We start from the raw sequence: 16685 nt of genomic DNA, 5'->3' as shown, positions 1-16685 counted from the left end.
TAGAATTCATTCATTCCGTGTCTTGAATTGGAGCAGTCGAACCCCTTTGGCGATTCCACCCGCCGCAATAACGACTATGGTCGCCATAATGGGGATCCAAACATGCAAAGACTCATAATCATGCAGCAGCCAATCAATCATTTTCTCATCTTTTACAAACATTTCCCCTGCTGTATAACCAAGTATCCCAGCTCCGATAAATACTAGAATCGGGTATTTCTGCAATAAGTTCATTACAAGCGTACTCCCCCAAATAATGATCGKAATACTTAGTCCAATACCTAAAATAATGACTGTATTATTGCCATTTCCTTTAGCTGCAATCGCTAATACATTATCCAAACTCATGACGAAATCTGCTACAATAATGGTCCAGATCGCTTTGCCTAGCGTTGAAGCTTCCTTGACATTGGAATGCCCCTCTTCGTCCGTAAGGAGTTTAATCGCAATCCATAAGAGCAAGATAGAGCCGCCCGCTTGAATAAATGGAATGGTAAGCAGACTTACGGCAACAAGTGTCAATACTAAGCGCAGAGCGATAGCGCCGAACGCCCCCCACCAAATCGCAAGCTTGCGCTGCTCGAGCGGAAGATTCTTGCTAGCTAATGCGATGACAACAGCATTATCGCCGCTCAGAACGATATTGATTAACATAATCTGCAGAAATAAAAATAGCGCATCAATCATTACTTCACGACCTCCTGGCGAACATGGAGAGCAAGTGAGTGGAATGGTTGCGATCACAGCGGCATCGAGGAGTTAGAATAAATGGGCGTTAGTTTCCTGTTTCAATTGTCCATGTACGATTTCAATAGTTTCTGTTTCTAAAACTGCTTTGTCAATTAACTCATTTAGAAAACCCATGCYAGCTTCCAGTTTCTCCACCAAAGATAAATTAGGATTCGTACTTGGCGATGGCGGTAGAAATAAGGAGCAGCAATCTTCATAGGGTAAAATCGAAATAGGAAAAGTCCCAATCGATTCAGCAAGACCAATAATCTCTTGCTTGTCCATCATCATCAACGGTTGAAGGAGCGGTAAAGTGACCACACGACCAATGGCATTCAAACTTGGCAAGGTTTGACTGGCAACTTGCCCCAAGCTCTCACCAGTAACTATGGCTCCGAGTCCTTCACGCTCAGCAATCCGTTCAGCAATTCGGTACATTGCCCTTCTAATAAGCGTGACCAGCAGATTATCCTGATAAACACGATGAATGGAGGTTTGAACCTCCGTGAAAAATACCATGTGAAGCTTTAGGGATTCCGTGTAGCCTGCCAACTGATTCGCAAGCTGAATGACCTTATCCTTCGCCCGCTCGCTGGTATAGGGGTAACTATGGAAATGAATAGCCTCCATCGTCAATCCTTTGCGCATGGCTAACCACCCTGCAACAGGACTATCAATACCACCAGACAGCATGAGCAGCGCTTTGCCACTTGTACCTGACGGGAATCCCCCAGCCCCTTCAATGACTTCAACGTATAAAAGCACCTTATCCTCTCGGATTTCTACTCGCAATTCAACCTCAGGCTTTCGAACGTCCACCTGTAACCCCGGAATCGCTTGAAGCACATAGCCGCCAACTAAGTAATTCATCTGCTGAGAGTCATGTGGAAATGATTTATTGACCCTGCGAACAGTTACTTTAAAGGTCGCCGGTTGCTTAGGTAATGCCTGCATCATCCGCAGCGCTGTCTCCTGAATTGACGCTAGTTCTAATGGCGCATGATAAGCTGGACTGAAAGATGCAAGTCCGAAAACACGCTGTAAGGAAGCAGAAGCCTGTTCATAAGCGGCACCCCCTAGCTCCACATATACGCGTCCAAACTCAGGAATATACCTAACATCAGGAAAAGAACTTAAAACTTTACGTATTTGAATCATCACACTCTGTTCAAATCGTTTGCGATTTTTACCTTTTAACATCATTTCGCCAAAACGTAATATTAAACAATCCGGTTTCAATTTCGCTTCCCCCTATGGATGACGGATGGATTTCTCATGGGAGCAAGCTCCTTGACCACCTCTTGTAATGAGCGCAGGAATAGCGCTATATCTTGCGCTTGATGTTCATCAGAAAAGCTTATTCTTAAGCCGCTAGCAGCCACATCACGCTGATAACCCAATGCCAGCATGACCTCACTAGGCTCTGACTCACCAGAAGAACATGCCGATCTCGTAGAGATGTAGATCCCCTTCTGCTCAAGGGCATGTACGACGACCTCTGCTTTCATTCCTGCAAAAGCAAAATGAACAATATGAGGAGCCATCTCCTGCTCCACCTCAGAGCCTGAAATCGAAAGCTCTGGTATTGCACCGATACCGGCCAACAATTGCTGCCTGAATGCCTGCTTACGAACTATTTTCTCTGCAAGATTGTCCATGCTGATTCGAAGTGCTTTGGCCATGCCCACGATCAAAGGGACGTTTTCCGTACCTGAACGCACGCCAAATTCTTGTCCCCCTCCTGCAAGCAATGGCTTGAGCTGTACGCCTGCTCTCCGATACAAGAACCCAACACCMTTCGGTCCTCGAAATTTATGCGCTGAAGCACTGCAGAGATCGATTCCCCACATCTTCGGTTCTAAAGGAAGCTTAGCAACGCCTTGGACAGCGTCCACATGAAATATGATTTTCGGAAAACCCGCGAGGTATTGACCGATTTCTTGAATTGGTTGAATTGTACCTATCTCATTATTCACATACATGATGCTAACAAGGATCGTATCCTCACTTATTGCCGCTTGAAGATCCTCTAGCTTTACGCAGCCAGTCTTTGAGACAGGCAAATAGGTAACGCGAAATCCCTCATGCTCAAGTCCAACAAATACTTCTTTAACGGATGGATGCTCGATTTGTGTAGTAATCAGATGCTTACCTCGTTGATGGTAGTTGTAGGCTACGCCTTTAATCGCTAAGTTATTACTCTCAGTCCCGCCAGAAGTGCATATGATTTCACTCGGGAATACCTTAAGCGATGTAGCTATGACTCCTTTCGCGCTCTGCAGAAGCTTTTCCGCTTCTACACCAAGACGATGAATTGAGGATGGATTTCCGTAATGGGATTTCATCACTTCCGCGATGGTATCTATAACTTCTTCATAAAGCGGCGACGTTGCCGCGTAATCCATATAAAGCATGGTTTGCAGATTCCCCTTCATACCCCTAAACTAATTGTTTCTTGTTTCATGGGATGCTTTTCTATTAAAACGTATATCCGATGAGAACTCAAGTTAATAGGCAACAATGCGAAAAGCCGATCTCCGCATAGCACATGCGAAAACCAGCCCATTGATACCGTAGTTATAGAGAAAATTTAGCACGATGATCGAGCACTTTCGATACATACGCTTGCGTCTCTTTTGGCAAGAACTGCAGCTTACTGAGCAAATCTTGATCTGTCTTTATCCCTAAGCGATCGACACGACCAGGACCAGCATTGTAAGCAGCAAGCGCAACACCTTCGTTCCCATTATATTTCTTTAGCAATCCACTGAGGAAATGTGTACCTGCGTCTATGTTCTGCTTGGGATCAAATGGATTCGTGACTCCATAACCACTGCTTGTCCCATCCATAAGCTGCATTAATCCTTTGGCACCTGCGGAGGAAACCGCCTGATGGTTGAACGAAGACTCTTGCTGGATGACCGCTTTAACCAAAGAGGTATCTACGCCATATTTCAAACTAGCTTGCCCAATGAGCCCTTCAAACTGTGTAACCGATGTTGACTGTGAGAGCGACTGCAAAGGTGTATATGATTTATTCAAAGCGCCTAACGCGCTTGGCAGGTTGCTTAGCGATTGATTAAGATCAGATGTGTCTAGCGGATCAGTCCCCATACCCACACCTTGGCCCATCAAAGTGTTCAAAAGCTCACTAAAATCACTGGTTTCATCTGAGCTTGAAGATGAGGAGTTATCAGCGAAAAGACTTAATTTACTCATCGTCTGAAGCTGAAGCAGCTCCTTCAACACTCTAGGGTCAATTGCTTGCGTATTCGAGATGCTGTTCATTCTCAGACCTCACTTTTCCATTTTCGATGTTTTCATTGTACACGTTTTGAGCCCTGACGACTATACTTTTATTCGCATGCATAAAAAAAGGACAGTCTAATGACTGTCCCCTCTTGCCTTTCAAGAAATATTCTGTTGCAACATTTCATTATCATTCATTGATCTTCTCACTGTGACACGTGATATGCGCAAATGATCGGTTTCTTCAACGATAAACATAAACTCGTCATTATAACTTACCTGTTGATTACGACTAGGAGGAATTTCTGTTTGTGAATAAATCCAACCACCGATCGTATCATAGTCATCTGACTCGATTTCAAGTCCAAAGTAATCATTGACTTCATCAATCAACAACAGTCCATCTATTGAGAATGTATTCTCATCCTTCATTTCAATCGTTGGGCGCTCCTCGTCAAACTCATCTTGGATTTCACCAACAATCTCTTCCATAATATCTTCCAGCGTCACTAAACCTGAAGTACCGCCGTATTCATCAATGAGCAAAGCCATTTGGCTCTTGCGTTTCTGCATCATTTTCAGCAAATCACTGATATGAATGGAATCCGGTACTGTCGTAATCGGTCTAATGATTTTCTTAATGCCTTTCAAGTTAGCATCTGGCTTCAGCAAATCCTTAATGTGAACGAAACCGATGATGTTATCCTTATCTGGATCACACACAGGGTAACGTGTTCGCATTTCTTTAATCGCGATAGCTAAGTTCTCCGCATAAGAAAGTCCTGCGTATAAGCATTCCATTTCTGTACGAGGAATCATAATCTCGCGTGCTGTCGTCTCAGCAAATCCGAATATATTATCAACAAGCGTGAGCTCTGTGTTATCTATTAGTCCGTTTTTGTGGCTTTCCTGCATCAGGACTCGAATTTCGTCCTCCGTATGCGCAGATTCATGTTCCGTTGTAGGCTCAATCCCAGCACGGCGCAACATCCAATTCGAAATGCCATTCAATGTCCAAATGAACGGGTACATCATTTTATAGAATAATACCATGGGTCCTGCGGAGAGCAACGTAATTTGTTCCGCTTTACGGATCGCATACGTCTTAGGAAACTGTTCACCTAATGTGATATGAAGAGTAGTCATTAAAGAAAAAGCGATAATAAATGTAATCGTGTGAAAAACGGAGTCTGGTAATCCCAGCGGAGCGAACAAAGGCTCTAAAATTTTGGCGAACGTCGGTTCACCTACGTAACCAAGTCCTAATGAGGTGAGTGTAATTCCTAATTGACACGCACCAAGGTAAGCATCAAGATTATTCATAATACCTTGTGCAAACTTCGCATTACGCCGGCCTTCACCGACAAGCGATTCAATCCGACTTCCACGCACTTTCACCATTGCAAATTCTGCTGCGACAAAAAAACCGTTTAACAACACTAGTCCAAACATTAACAGAAAACTGATTAACGTTTCGGGCAAAGGATCTTCCAATACCTTACCTATCCCCYAACAAGTGCAAAAGCTGCACCCAGGAGAGTAGGTACACCTCCCTTAATTTTCGATTTTAATTAGATTAAATATCACTATTCATTATATAATAATACTGTAATCATTCAAAGGTGCGAATATGACACTTGAAGCCAAATAGTACGAGCAAATGGGCGTAAACACATTAAAATGAGCCATTCTTGCGCTTTTACACAAGAATAGTGGCATTCTTAAGCTCTTTTCCACCTTTTTTTCATAAAAAAATAAAAAGCAAGCCGATTTCTCAGCTTGCTTTGCTTGCTAGGAATAATATGGAATCAATAAAAAATAGGCGGCAACAGCAATAAAACCAAGAGCAACGGACCAAGAACCCAAACTCTTATTCCCCATTACAAAAGCAATAACTCCGAGAATAATACCTGAAATCCCAAGCAGTACTGGCCATACAAATAAAGAGGCCAGAGCAACAAAGAGTGCAATATACCCCACTGCTTTATTACGTGTTACCGCTTCTACGAGCTCAGCGACTTCCTCATCAGAAACTTTCGAGGTCGAACTGGATTTATAATCTCGGCTTATTCTTGTCTGAGGTACAGCAATCTCAGCTGCATATTCTTCTTGGGCATGAAGTCCGCTTTCGAGATGAAGCTGACTCTTCTGGAATCGCTCCTTGGTGGCATTGTCTAAAGAACTATCCTCTTTATTCATGCTACCTCCGCGTTACACATACCTAGTGTTTAGTCGCAGCCTTAAACGTGTGGCAACACGTATTAGCCGCTTTGGTTGCAGTATCATGATGAGTAGTATCAAACGATTCCTCTGAAGCAAATTCTTCATTGTAGCTAGCATGAGCGTGCTGATCAATTTCAATCATAATCGTGTCCGCATGACAGTTGTTTCCTTGTGTCCAATATTCACAATTCGCTACTGCGCATTTAACTGCTGGCATCATTATCACCCCCTTAACAATTTGCCCGCCTCAGGAGTGAACTATGCTTAGTTAAGTCTGTCAGATAAGACCAAGAACATGGCGTGTGACCACAACAGCGGAAGTGCAGGATCACCATGCTTCTCACTCCATTCCTTATACACCGACGCTTCGCGAAGATGATCATCTACTTGCTCTGGTAAACGTCCGAGCTCATCAGCTTTACTTGCTATCCATGCCAAACAGCGCTGAGCTTCTTCTTTATTTCCAAGTTCAAACTGGATCCAACCATACCAAGCGGTCAGTAGCAGCCACTCACCACCACCGTAATAGCGATCCTCAATGTAGCGCTGAATTCCGTCATGTTTGAGATCAGCTTCAATTACTTGCACCGTTCGAAGCATCATCGGGTCATTGGGTTCACAAACACCAAAAGGTAAGGCGAGCCACATCAGGCTTGCATCCACACCAAATAGAGCAGGCTGCCAAACTTCATTCACACAATGAATAGATTTTACGAAACGCCCGTCATGAACAGCATGGTTATGTATGAAAAGTCGTATGAGATCAGCTTTCTCAATCAAGTCCGGACGCCCTTCTAGCTCACCTAACGCCTTCAGTCCGCCATATAAGCAAGCCAATGTTGCGGGATGGACATAATCGGGATATTCCTCCCAGCAATCAAAATTCGGGTAATGCCAGAATGTCATGATATAATCAACAGTTATCTCAATACTTTCCCTGAACTCTTCCAGAAGTGTAGTATGACCAGTCATGCGTATATGTTCGACAAGCCCCCAGATCCAAGCGCCGTAACCATCCAACTGGAAGTGACCCCATTCAGAGTGATCATCCCGCCCATCCAAGTGATACCTTGTCCCTAAAAACTCGGAACGATCAATCCACTCCCTATTCTCGTGTTTTCGCAATAGCTCCGTTAGCCGCGGGCGTTTGTCTTTCAGAACACGATTCACCCAGCGATAGAATTGCTCAGCGCTTCTCGTTTCTCCTACACGATCCATCGCATTTGCTATAAAAGTGCCATCGCGCAGCCAACTATAGGAATAGGTTGAAAAAAGAGGAGAAGCCACGTAACCTCCACTAGGATGTTGATTCAGCTTAATGATGTCTTTACTAACGCTGACTAAATGTTCTAGTTCCATGACGATTTCCTCCCTTTTTATATAAAAAGGGATGCGTTATGGCCGCATCCCTTTGTTGGTTTCTTTGTGATTATTAAACTTTTTCGCCTTGCATACGGCGCTGTGTAATGTAATCTGTTTCATAGTAAGCAAGATCTTCACGAAGCTCTTCGAACACCTTGGACAATTCGATCGTTAAATCACGTACTTCACGTGATGGTTTCTTGCGGAAACGAATCGCATCTTGTCCTGTATAAGCGTAACGACCATCTTCAGAGTAGCACTCGTTCTTAGGATAGAAAAAGGTATTAACACATGTATGGTATACCTCATAGAGCACTTTTTCCGAAAAATCAACATTAAAAGTAGGACGTCTTAAGCTAACGCCCAATTTCTCATATGCCACTTCACAAAACACTAGAAGATGACGAGTATCTTGTAAATACCCGCGGTAAAATTCATCCATTGCTGGATCATTTTCCACATTTAACTGTGAGAGCGAATGTTGATTAAGAAACAGTTCCATTTTGGCCGTCGTTTCTTTGAGTTTCGTACGCGTGGAATCACAAACATTTTTCACATTAAAAACAGCCATGTTAGAAGACCTCCTATAATTGCGCTACTTCTATCCTACCATAATTTATCCGGAAGTGGTATATGTAAAACACCAGTTACCATGCATAAAAGATACCCGCTCGCCTAACCCTACTCTTAGATAAAATGTTTTCATTAACGAGTTGACCTTTTTCTACAAACAAAAAGGAGGGCATGATCATGTGGCGTTATCTCTCCACCCTTGCGGTTGTTCTGGGATTAGGAGTAATCCTCTTCCCTCATCAACCCCAACATCGGACCAGACCTGGTCCTGAGGTTTACAGTGCGAAGTATGAAACAACGTCCAAGCTTGCGTTATTAGAACAAGATGTAAAACTTACAGATGAACTTTGCAGAAGTCAATGTGCTGTCGATTATACGACCATGCTCGGTCAGATCGAAAGCGGTGAGCCTGTAACCAACGTTTTGAAAAACATGCGAAATCACCATGAGAAAATGGATGTGCTTGTATGGTCTAAGCGCGGCCAAACTTGGGAGCAAGGCATCAAATCCGGCGAACTCCCCACTGCTTATACAGACCAGGCCGCAACCTATTTGAAGGAAGCGAAAGCAGCCGTTGATAGGGGCGAGATTTACCAATCACCTAAATTTGGTGCTGGACATCACGTTTACTTCGTCCAAGGTACCCCTTCAACCAATGGTCAGGAGTCACTTATCGGGGTCATTCATCAAGATGTACTCGCACAAGTGACCGATCATCAGATGAAAAACTTAAGACTTGAACCTTATCCCAATGAGAACCATTGGAAAGTAAAAGCCGTTGAAACGAATACGCTGAATGAGAAGATTGTCGATCATCCCGAAGATAATCAAGGGACTAGCCACTATCATCAGAATGAAGTCGTCGTCCGTTTCAAAACAGATCCAACAGAAGATCAGCTCAATCAAATTAAAAATGAAATCCATGCAACATCTGCGCAAAAACTAGGCTATACCTACGTTTTCCGAACAAACGATAGAGACGCCAAGTCGTTGATCGCTTATTTCAGTAAATGGGATGTTGTGTATGTTGAACCACACTTTCTTTATATGACCAATGATTACTATGATGATCAAGAACAAACGGATTCAAACCCATCCAGCACCAATTCACATAGTAAGCAAACACCAGTCTCTTCAAATTTCACGCCTAATGATAATTTATATCAAAAATATCAATGGAATCTGCCGCTGATCGAAACGTTACAAGGCTGGCAGCTAAATCGCGGCGCCGATAATGTCATTGTTGCCGTTGTTGATACAGGTGTAGATAAGGCCCATCCCGACCTGCAAGGACAGTTACTCCCTGGTTACAATGTCATTAGTGGAACTGATAATCCGCAAGATGATGTTGGTCATGGTACACATGTCACAGGCGTCATTTCAGCTCTTGTCAACAATCAGCTAGGTGTTGCGGGGATGACTTGGTTTAACAAAGTGTTACCCGTTAAAGTGCTAGATCAGACAGGTGCTGGCAGCACCTATTCGGTAGCTCAAGGGATTATTTGGGCAACGGATCACGGTGCAAAAGTCATGAATCTCAGTCTCGGTAATTACGCAGATTCAGGATTTCTCCATGATGCTATTCAATATGCCTATGATAAGGATGTCGCCCTCATCGCGGCTAGCGGAAATGACAATACCGAGCAGCCCGGATATCCCGCCGCTTATCCTGAGGTATTTGCAGTTGCCGCTATAGATTCACAGAATGAGAAAGCGCCCTTCTCGAATTATGGCGACTATATTGATGTGACTGCGCCAGGTGTCACCATCGCCAGTACGTATCCAAATAATCAATACGCTGCCTTATCAGGTACATCCATGGCTAGTCCCCATGTGACGGCACTCGCTGCGTTAATTCGATCAGCTAATCCCAATTTGAAAAATACGGACGTATATGAAATTATGAGGCAGTCCGCACAGGATCTTGGCGACAAAGGTCATGACAAATACTTTGGTTATGGCGTCATCGATGTCGTCAAAGCACTTGAAATGGCGAAGCAGAATACATCGCCTTTGTCCTACTGGCCGCAGGATCTAGCACGCCAATTACATCTTGTACCGAAGAAATATGCGGGCAGCTTGGGGCTTGAGAAATAGAACACTCACCACCTTCCATGCACAGTTAAAAACCTTCAATCCCCCCATTTAGCGGGATTGAAGGTTTTATTGATTTTAGAATAAATACCMGCAAAGCTGATGCCTTGCGGGTAACCGACTGAGTGGAAAGTTTGCCATAAGCCGGGTTCTGTACTTCCAGTGGTCATAACGGGCGTCTGCTCCCCTGCCACTATTGAAGCGACAATCATCTATCTAGGCCGTACATTGCTGCACAGCTCAAGCGACCAACCCGAACGCGTCTCAGGCGAAGACTGCTGCCTCGAAAGCAGCTTGCGTTCCACTAGGTCTTGCTCCAAGTGGGGTTTACCAGGATCTATGTCACCATAGAACCTCGTGGTCTCTTACACCACGGTTCCACCCTTGCCTGTGCTATATTTCAAGCCATCGGCGGTCCATTTCTGTGGCCCTATCCTTCAACTCGCGTTGACTGGACGTTATCCAGCACCCTGCCTTATGAAGCCCGGACTTTCCTCTCGCTATGGCTTACCCATAGCCAGCGATTGTCTGTCAAACTTTCCATTGCATAGGCTAGTATACTAGGAATGTCTTCGAATTACAACACATGGTCGTTTCCTTTCTTTCCAGAAACATCCTTAAGCTGCCTAGACGAATTGAAACGGCTCCGTATTAACCGCGGATGCGAGCACCTGCGTATCCGTCTTGGCTAGCTGCGTGGCAAGATAATCCGCGACGCCGCGCTTCATGATCTTCTCGACGTTATGCCCAACGTCGAGGAGGGCTAACCCTGCCGCGAGCGCATCGTGCGCAGTGTGGTAGTCGATGTCGCCGGTGACCAGCACATCGGCGCCGGCAAACATGGCGTGCCGCATGTAGCGGCCGCCAGAGCCACCCAGCACGGCCACCTTGCGGATGGGCCGTGCTAGATCGCCGACGACGCGTACCGTCGGCACGTCGAACACAGCCTTCGCGTGCTCAGTGAGCTCGCGAAGTGTCATGGCCGCGGGCAGCTTGCCCACGCGGCCCAAACCGAACACTCTACCCTTGAGGTCCATCGGGTAGAGGTCATAGGCCACCTCCTCGTAGGGGTGGGCCTTCAGCATCGCAGTAACCGCTTTGCGCTGCACGCTAGCGGTTACGATCGTCTCCACGCGTACCTCTTGTACGCGTTCCAGCTTCCCAACTTCCCCGATAAACGGAGTCGCCCCTTCCTGCGGCAGGAACGTCCCCGTCCCGGGGATATTGAAGCTGCAGGAGCTGTATTGGCCAATGCCGCCTGCTCCAGCCTTAAATAGGGCATCCAGCACGACTTGATGATGCGTCTCAGGTACGAAGACGACGAGCTTCTGCAGCTTCTCCGTATGTACATCTTCCAAGTGCGTCATTTCTGTTAGGCCAAGTTGTTCCGAGAGCAAATCATTAACGCCGCCTTCTGCCACATCCAGATTCGTATGGGCAATATACACAGCGATATCATTCTTAATTAATTTCTCGTATAAACGACCTGCTGGTGTTTCTGTTTGCAGATGAGCCAGAGGTCTGAAAATAATCGCATGATGCGCGATAATAAGGTTGGCTTTGGATTCAATAGCCTCATCAACAACGGCATCTGTTACATCAAGGGCAACAAGCACTTTCGTGATCTCTTTCTGAAGGGAGCCGAGCTGTAGGCCGATCTTATCATCTGCCATCGCGTAATGCTTAGGAGCCAGCTGTTCAAATAGCTGGATTACGGTTTGACCTTTTGCAAGCATGCAAGTACCTCCTTTATTTCCTGCATTTCTTGGCTCACTTGCTCTGCTTTTGCAATAGACGCTTCTGCCGTGGACAGCTTTAACTGATCTACGATCATGGCAAGTTTCTTCAGTTCACTTTCCCACTTCATAAACCAGACCTCAGGAGCCTCATTAATTAAATAAGGCCCCATCTGTTGCAAGCGTTCCTTCGATATGGTGAATCCACCTGAAAGTTGACGCTCTTCATAAAGTGCTCCTAATGTGCTGCGTTCCGATTCTGAGACTGCCACTGCTGTTAGAATCTCATAGATTTTGCCGTCTTCTTCAAGGATAGTCTCTGATTCCAACTTCCAGCCATTGGCTAGCAGCCAACGGCGCACATGATCTTCACCCACATTCGGTTGTAAAATCAAATGCTGAACGCCTGGAAGCTTCGATTTACCTGCCTCTAAAATGCTCGCCATCAAGCTGCCGCCCATGCCAGCGATCGTGATGACATTCACTTCACCGGCTTCAATTACGGCAAGACCATCACCCGATCTGACTTGAATGACTTTAGATAAACCACTTTCGAGCACCTGTCTTTGCGCTGCCTCGAAAGGTCCAGGGTTTACTTCCCCTGCTACCGCAGCTACGATAATCCCTTGCTGCGCCAAATAGGTTGGCAATAAAGCATGATCCGAACCAATGTCGGCTACTTTTGAGCCCACTGGCACGCGATCAGCAATCATTTGAAGTCTTTTCGATAATTTAACCATATGCTACATTACCCACTCTACCCATTTTTTTCGCAGCAAAAATAATGCTACGCCTACTGAAACTAATTTGGCTGTAAAAGATATTTGAATGAGACGCGAGCTCATTTCGATATCCACAAGGAATGTCATGGCCTCAGGAATAAACCAAACCAAGCCTCCTACTAGCATGAGCACGCTAGCCGCTTGTTTATTCGTGTGATGTGCAAGCCAAGCCATCCATATGAGTACAACACTTACAGGAACCCAGCTTAATTCAAGTGAAAACCAAGCAGGATGCTCTAATTTTTGCATCAACAACCAACTATATGTCCCTACTAGCCCAAGCCATCCACAAATTTGGAAAATCGCCATTCGACCAATCAAGCCATTAAATAACCAAATACAACTGCAAAATGCCAAATATCCGATATACGTAGTTGACGTGTGGATACCCGACATATCCATTATATGTAACCCCAAAAGTAACATAGCAATAGATGCTATGCCGCACAAGACATAGGCAATGACAGGCGTACGACTAAATTGTCTGTATGCGACTGCATAACAAATGATGACAAAAAGTGTGGAAATACCGATTTGCATTGGCAATCCAAAAGAGTTAAAATTAAGAGCAGATAAGGCAAGAGCGGCAATTACCGCTAATGCGAACAACCATATTTTCCAATTACTGTTTGTTACAGCTGTAGCCGAAACACCCAAAAGTGAAGCCGGTTTAGGGGTCAAATCATCCACATACAAATTCATTAGAAAATCGCAATAATGCTCGGGAAGCAATTTGCTCCGGCGCCAATGATCGATTTCTTTTACTATTACTTTTCTTCTCTCAGCATCCATCTATTCGCTCACCTTCCTAGCTACTTTATCGGTGATTCAATGCTCAGATTTTAGTGAATTTTTATGAAAAACCGCAAAAAAAGACCCCGCCGAATTTGGCAGGGCCCACTCCAAGCGATTTTATTCCAAAAAGTCCTTCAAACGTTTGCTACGGCTTGGATGTCTTAATTTCCGCAAAGCTTTTGCTTCAATTTGACGAATCCGTTCCCTTGTAACACCGAATACTTTACCGACTTCTTCTAATGTTCTTGTACGTCCATCATCAAGTCCGAAACGTAAGCGAAGCACATTCTCTTCTCTTTCAGTTAACGTATCCAGTACGTCTTCAAGCTGCTCTTTCAGAAGCTCGTATGCCGCTGCATCCGCTGGCGCTAGCGCCTCTTGATCCTCGATAAAATCCCCTAAATGTGAATCATCTTCTTCACCAATCGGTGTTTCTAATGAAACAGGCTCTTGTGCAATTTTCATGATTTCACGAACTTTATCCGTGCTTAAATCCATCTCTTTCGCAATTTCCTCTGGCGTAGGTTCGCGCCCCAATTCTTGCAGCAATTGACGAGAAACACGAATCAATTTGTTAATCGTTTCAACCATATGTACCGGAATCCGAATCGTTCTCGCTTGATCCGCAATGGCGCGAGTAATCGCTTGACGAATCCACCAGGTCGCATAGGTACTGAATTTGTAACCTTTGGTATGGTCGAACTTCTCCACAGCCTTAATAAGACCCATATTACCTTCTTGAATCAAATCAAGGAACAGCATGCCGCGACCTACATAACGTTTGGCGATACTGACAACGAGTCGAAGATTAGCTTCTGCTAAACGACGCTTCGCTTCCTCATCCCCATTTTCAATACGTTTAGCCAACCCCACTTCGTCTTCCGCGGAAAGAAGCGGTACGCGACCAATTTCTTTCAAATACATCCGAACTGGATCATTAATTTTAATCCCCGGCGGCAAAGCCAGATCATCATCGAAGTTAAATTCATCGCGCTCGTTTTCTTCCGGATTCATCGAATCTTCATCTGACTCATTCCCCACATCAATACCTTGTTCGGAAAGTTGTTCAAAGAACTCATCGATTTGCTCAGGATCCTGATCGAAGGGAGCTAATTTCTCCATGATATCCTTGTAAGTTAGTGAGGACCGTTTTTTCCCCTGCTCTATAAGTTGGTCTTTCACCTGGTCCAGGGTCAATTCTGTCTCTAATTCTGTACGCTGATCATTCGCCATGGTACGGACTCCCTCCTCCCTAGTCATGTCAGTTTAGCTAAGATAACTTCAACTGTTTTTCTAGGGCAATAATTTCAATTGCAATTTGTGCAGCTCTAAGATGGTCTCCCTCGCGTACTGCGCGAGCTTGTTCTTCTTTCTTACGTTCAACTTCTTCTTGCATTGGAACTTTGCGAATTTGGCGAATATAGTCGTCAATCACTTGTTCATTTAGTCCATGACCAGCTCCCATCATTACGATGGAACTAGCCAAGCTCTCCAGCTGTTCGTCTTGCAGCATGGCAATGTATCGGCTTGCATCGGGCTCTAAATACTGAGCGTAGTAAGCATATAAATAAGCAGCTAAGACTGCGTGAGCTTCAACATTAAACTGGTCACCTAATTGCGCTTCAACATGAGCACATACGTCACGATCGTGCATCATTACAGCTAAAATCAAACGCTCTGCATTATGATATGCAGGTAGTAACGAGGGCGTTTTTTTCTTAGTTCGTTCCGCTGCTCTCCCATTATTCATAACATTATTCCACAGAATTGGTTTATTATCCCCATCTGGTCGGTTTTTTTCCGATTGCAATAAGATTTCATGGAGATCTAACTTCATAGCTTCATAAGAAGAATCAGGAAACTCTGAAGCTAACTGTTTGAGATAATGTTCACGTTCCATAGGAGATTGCAACTGGCTAATTAATTTCACAGCGGATTGCAGATAACGTAGTCGTTCACCGTCCTCATGCAATTTAAAATTTTTGCGGATGTATAAGAGCTTATATTTCATCGATGGCACGGAAGCTCCAATGATCTCCCTTGCGAATCGGTCAAACCCATATTGGCGAACATAATCATCTGGATCTTTGCCATCTGGCAGCATCGCAACCGTGACGCGGCTTCCGGTCTCTTCCAATAAAGGAATACTCTTGAAAGCTGCAGATTGTCCTGCATTATCACCATCATAGCAAATGACGATTTCATCCGCGTTGCGGTTCAATAAGGCAGCATGCTCTTTGGTTAATGCCGTGCCCATCGTCGCAACACCATTGGTAATCCCCGCTTCCCACGCTTTGATCAAATCCACATACCCTTCGAAAATAACGGCTTGCTGAAGCTTTCGCATATTCGGCCGGGAAAGGTGCAGATTGTACAAAGTCCTACTTTTATTGAAAAGGATGGATTCGGGACTATTCAAATATTTGGGTTGCGCATCCCCCATGGCTCTGCCGGCAAATGCGATGACCTTGCCCGTAGAGTCGCAAATAGGGAACATGATACGTTCACGGAATTTGTCCACGTACCCATGGCCTTCATGTTTGGCAGAAATCAAACCGCCTTTTTCCATTAGAGCTAAATCAAATCCTCGTTTGTCCAATTGTTGAACAAGCGTGTCCCACATTAACGGTGCGTAACCAATCTGGAACGTATCAATCAGCTTATCGGAGATCCCTCTAGAGGTCAGATAGCCTTTTGCCGCTTTACCTTGATCAGTATTACCCACAACATAATGATAGAATTTGGCTGCAAATTCATAGGCCTTTAAAAGGGTAGCTTTTTCTTGCTGCTGCTCATTCTGCTCGTCAGATACCTCTTCCCAAGTAATTGGGATATCTGCGTCTTCTGCAAGCTTCGTAATCGCTTCTGCAAAGCTTAAGCCCTCGATTTCCATAATGAAACGAATTAAGTTCCCGCCTGCCTGGCATCCAAAGCAACGATATATCTGTTTCTCTGGTGTAACCGTAAACGAAGGACTTTTCTCCGAGTGGAAAGGACATAGTCCCTTCATATAATGCCCTTGTTTGCTTAAATGTACGTGCCTGCCAATGACATCTACGATATCATGGCGCTTCAGTACAGCCTCAATAACCTCTTCAGGTATGCGCCCGTACCTCATTTCAATCCACCTACAATTCAGGTC

The 16685-nt window shown here is 44.8% G+C and carries 15 protein-coding genes and 1 other RNA gene; 1 reads left to right on the top strand and 15 read right to left on the bottom strand.

The genetic code is table 11. The annotated features are described in order from the left end of the window. Nucleotides 1-6: 6 nt before the first annotated feature. From AB4114_RS13770 to AB4114_RS13730, 9 genes are all read right to left on the bottom strand, one after another. Complete coding sequence (locus AB4114_RS13770; protein ID WP_441988971.1) at nucleotides 7-687, bottom strand: TerC family protein; 681 nt, start codon at nucleotides 685-687, stop codon at nucleotides 7-9. A gap of 72 nt (nucleotides 688-759) precedes the next feature. Beyond that, a complete protein-coding gene (gene thiI / locus AB4114_RS13765) occupies nucleotides 760-1968 on the bottom strand; it encodes a tRNA uracil 4-sulfurtransferase ThiI (RefSeq protein WP_441988970.1) in 1209 nt (402 codons plus the stop codon). Continuing rightward, nucleotides 1965-3143: a cysteine desulfurase family protein gene (locus AB4114_RS13760; RefSeq protein WP_441988969.1), complete on the bottom strand. Its 1179-nt coding sequence runs from the start codon at nucleotides 3141-3143 to the stop codon at nucleotides 1965-1967. Before AB4114_RS13760 ends, thiI begins: the two co-directional genes overlap by 4 nt. A 163-nt stretch (nucleotides 3144-3306) precedes the next feature. Then, entirely contained in the window at nucleotides 3307-4017 is a 711-nt protein-coding gene (locus AB4114_RS13755) for a lytic transglycosylase domain-containing protein (RefSeq protein ID WP_441988968.1), read from the bottom strand. Nucleotides 4018-4137: 120 nt separating this feature from the next. Then, nucleotides 4138-5430, bottom strand: a complete 1293-nt coding sequence (locus AB4114_RS13750; protein WP_441989122.1) for a hemolysin family protein — start codon at nucleotides 5428-5430, stop codon at nucleotides 4138-4140. A 339-nt stretch (nucleotides 5431-5769) separates the two neighbouring features. Further along, nucleotides 5770-6177, bottom strand: a complete 408-nt coding sequence (locus tag AB4114_RS13745) for a hypothetical protein (protein WP_441988967.1) — start codon at nucleotides 6175-6177, stop codon at nucleotides 5770-5772. A 22-nt stretch (nucleotides 6178-6199) separates the two neighbouring features. Further along, nucleotides 6200-6421 (bottom strand): DUF1540 domain-containing protein, encoded by a 222-nt coding sequence (locus AB4114_RS13740; protein ID WP_376769532.1) that lies wholly within the window; start codon nucleotides 6419-6421, stop codon nucleotides 6200-6202. Nucleotides 6422-6465: 44 nt separating this feature from the next. Then, nucleotides 6466-7560 (bottom strand): glycoside hydrolase family 15 protein, encoded by a 1095-nt coding sequence (locus AB4114_RS13735; RefSeq protein ID WP_441988966.1) that lies wholly within the window; start codon nucleotides 7558-7560, stop codon nucleotides 6466-6468. A gap of 73 nt (nucleotides 7561-7633) precedes the next feature. Then, a complete protein-coding gene (locus AB4114_RS13730) occupies nucleotides 7634-8134 on the bottom strand; it encodes a YpuI family protein (RefSeq protein WP_145656973.1) in 501 nt (166 codons plus the stop codon). 179 nt (nucleotides 8135-8313) lie between these two features. Between AB4114_RS13730 and AB4114_RS13725 the strand changes: the two genes are divergently transcribed. After that, on the top strand, nucleotides 8314-10233 hold the full coding sequence (locus tag AB4114_RS13725; RefSeq protein ID WP_441988965.1) for a S8 family peptidase: 1920 nt from the start codon (nucleotides 8314-8316) through the stop codon (nucleotides 10231-10233). A 122-nt stretch (nucleotides 10234-10355) separates the two neighbouring features. On the opposite strand, the gene rnpB is transcribed toward AB4114_RS13725, so the two are convergent. The 6 genes from rnpB to dnaG all read right to left on the bottom strand — a co-directional run bounded on the left by rnpB (nucleotide 10356) and on the right by dnaG (nucleotide 16661). Continuing rightward, nucleotides 10356-10770: RNase P RNA component class A (gene rnpB / locus AB4114_RS13720), an RNA gene on the bottom strand. Between the two features lie 86 nt (nucleotides 10771-10856). Then, a complete protein-coding gene (locus AB4114_RS13715; RefSeq protein WP_441988964.1) occupies nucleotides 10857-11966 on the bottom strand; it encodes a Nif3-like dinuclear metal center hexameric protein in 1110 nt (369 codons plus the stop codon). Continuing rightward, the gene (locus tag AB4114_RS13710) at nucleotides 11942-12706 is read right to left on the bottom strand and encodes a tRNA (adenine(22)-N(1))-methyltransferase (RefSeq protein WP_441988963.1); all 765 of its coding nucleotides are present in this window, start codon (nucleotides 12704-12706) and stop codon (nucleotides 11942-11944) included. Before AB4114_RS13710 ends, AB4114_RS13715 begins: the two co-directional genes overlap by 25 nt. A 3-nt stretch (nucleotides 12707-12709) precedes the next feature. After that, entirely contained in the window at nucleotides 12710-13540 is an 831-nt protein-coding gene (locus tag AB4114_RS13705; RefSeq protein WP_441988962.1) for a hypothetical protein, read from the bottom strand. Between the two features lie 120 nt (nucleotides 13541-13660). Beyond that, a complete protein-coding gene (rpoD, locus tag AB4114_RS13700) occupies nucleotides 13661-14776 on the bottom strand; it encodes an RNA polymerase sigma factor RpoD (RefSeq protein ID WP_028558036.1) in 1116 nt (371 codons plus the stop codon). A 37-nt stretch (nucleotides 14777-14813) separates the two neighbouring features. Further along, a complete protein-coding gene (gene dnaG, locus AB4114_RS13695; protein WP_441988961.1) occupies nucleotides 14814-16661 on the bottom strand; it encodes a DNA primase in 1848 nt (615 codons plus the stop codon). Between the last annotated feature and the right edge of the window lie 24 nt (nucleotides 16662-16685).

Origin of the sequence: Paenibacillus sp. 2RAB27, assembly GCF_052115445.1 — a bacterium.
GTDB lineage: Bacteria > Bacillota > Bacilli > Paenibacillales > NBRC-103111 > Paenibacillus_E.
Note: the sequence above shows the minus strand (reverse complement) of the source record. Positions and strands in the feature narration are given on the sequence as shown.

What these genes read in the sequence shown, in the direction of transcription:
- AB4114_RS13755 (WP_441988968.1), bottom strand. Translation starts at nt 4,017, where the DNA reads ATGAACAGCATCTCGAATACGCAAGCAATTGACCCTAGAGTGTTGAAG.
- AB4114_RS13750 (WP_441989122.1), bottom strand. Translation starts at nt 5,430, where the DNA reads ATGTTTGGACTAGTGTTGTTAAACGGTTTTTTTGTCGCAGCAGAATTT.
- AB4114_RS13745 (WP_441988967.1), bottom strand. Translation starts at nt 6,177, where the DNA reads ATGAATAAAGAGGATAGTTCTTTAGACAATGCCACCAAGGAGCGATTC.
- AB4114_RS13740 (WP_376769532.1), bottom strand. Translation starts at nt 6,421, where the DNA reads ATGATGCCAGCAGTTAAATGCGCAGTAGCGAATTGTGAATATTGGACA.
- AB4114_RS13735 (WP_441988966.1), bottom strand. Translation starts at nt 7,560, where the DNA reads ATGGAACTAGAACATTTAGTCAGCGTTAGTAAAGACATCATTAAGCTG.
- AB4114_RS13730 (WP_145656973.1), bottom strand. Translation starts at nt 8,134, where the DNA reads ATGGCTGTTTTTAATGTGAAAAATGTTTGTGATTCCACGCGTACGAAA.
- AB4114_RS13725 (WP_441988965.1), top strand. Translation starts at nt 8,314, where the DNA reads ATGTGGCGTTATCTCTCCACCCTTGCGGTTGTTCTGGGATTAGGAGTA.
- AB4114_RS13715 (WP_441988964.1), bottom strand. Translation starts at nt 11,966, where the DNA reads ATGCTTGCAAAAGGTCAAACCGTAATCCAGCTATTTGAACAGCTGGCT.
- AB4114_RS13710 (WP_441988963.1), bottom strand. Translation starts at nt 12,706, where the DNA reads ATGGTTAAATTATCGAAAAGACTTCAAATGATTGCTGATCGCGTGCCA.
- AB4114_RS13705 (WP_441988962.1), bottom strand. Translation starts at nt 13,540, where the DNA reads ATGGATGCTGAGAGAAGAAAAGTAATAGTAAAAGAAATCGATCATTGG.
- rpoD (WP_028558036.1), bottom strand. Translation starts at nt 14,776, where the DNA reads ATGGCGAATGATCAGCGTACAGAATTAGAGACAGAATTGACCCTGGAC.
- dnaG (WP_441988961.1), bottom strand. Translation starts at nt 16,661, where the DNA reads ATGAGGTACGGGCGCATACCTGAAGAGGTTATTGAGGCTGTACTGAAG.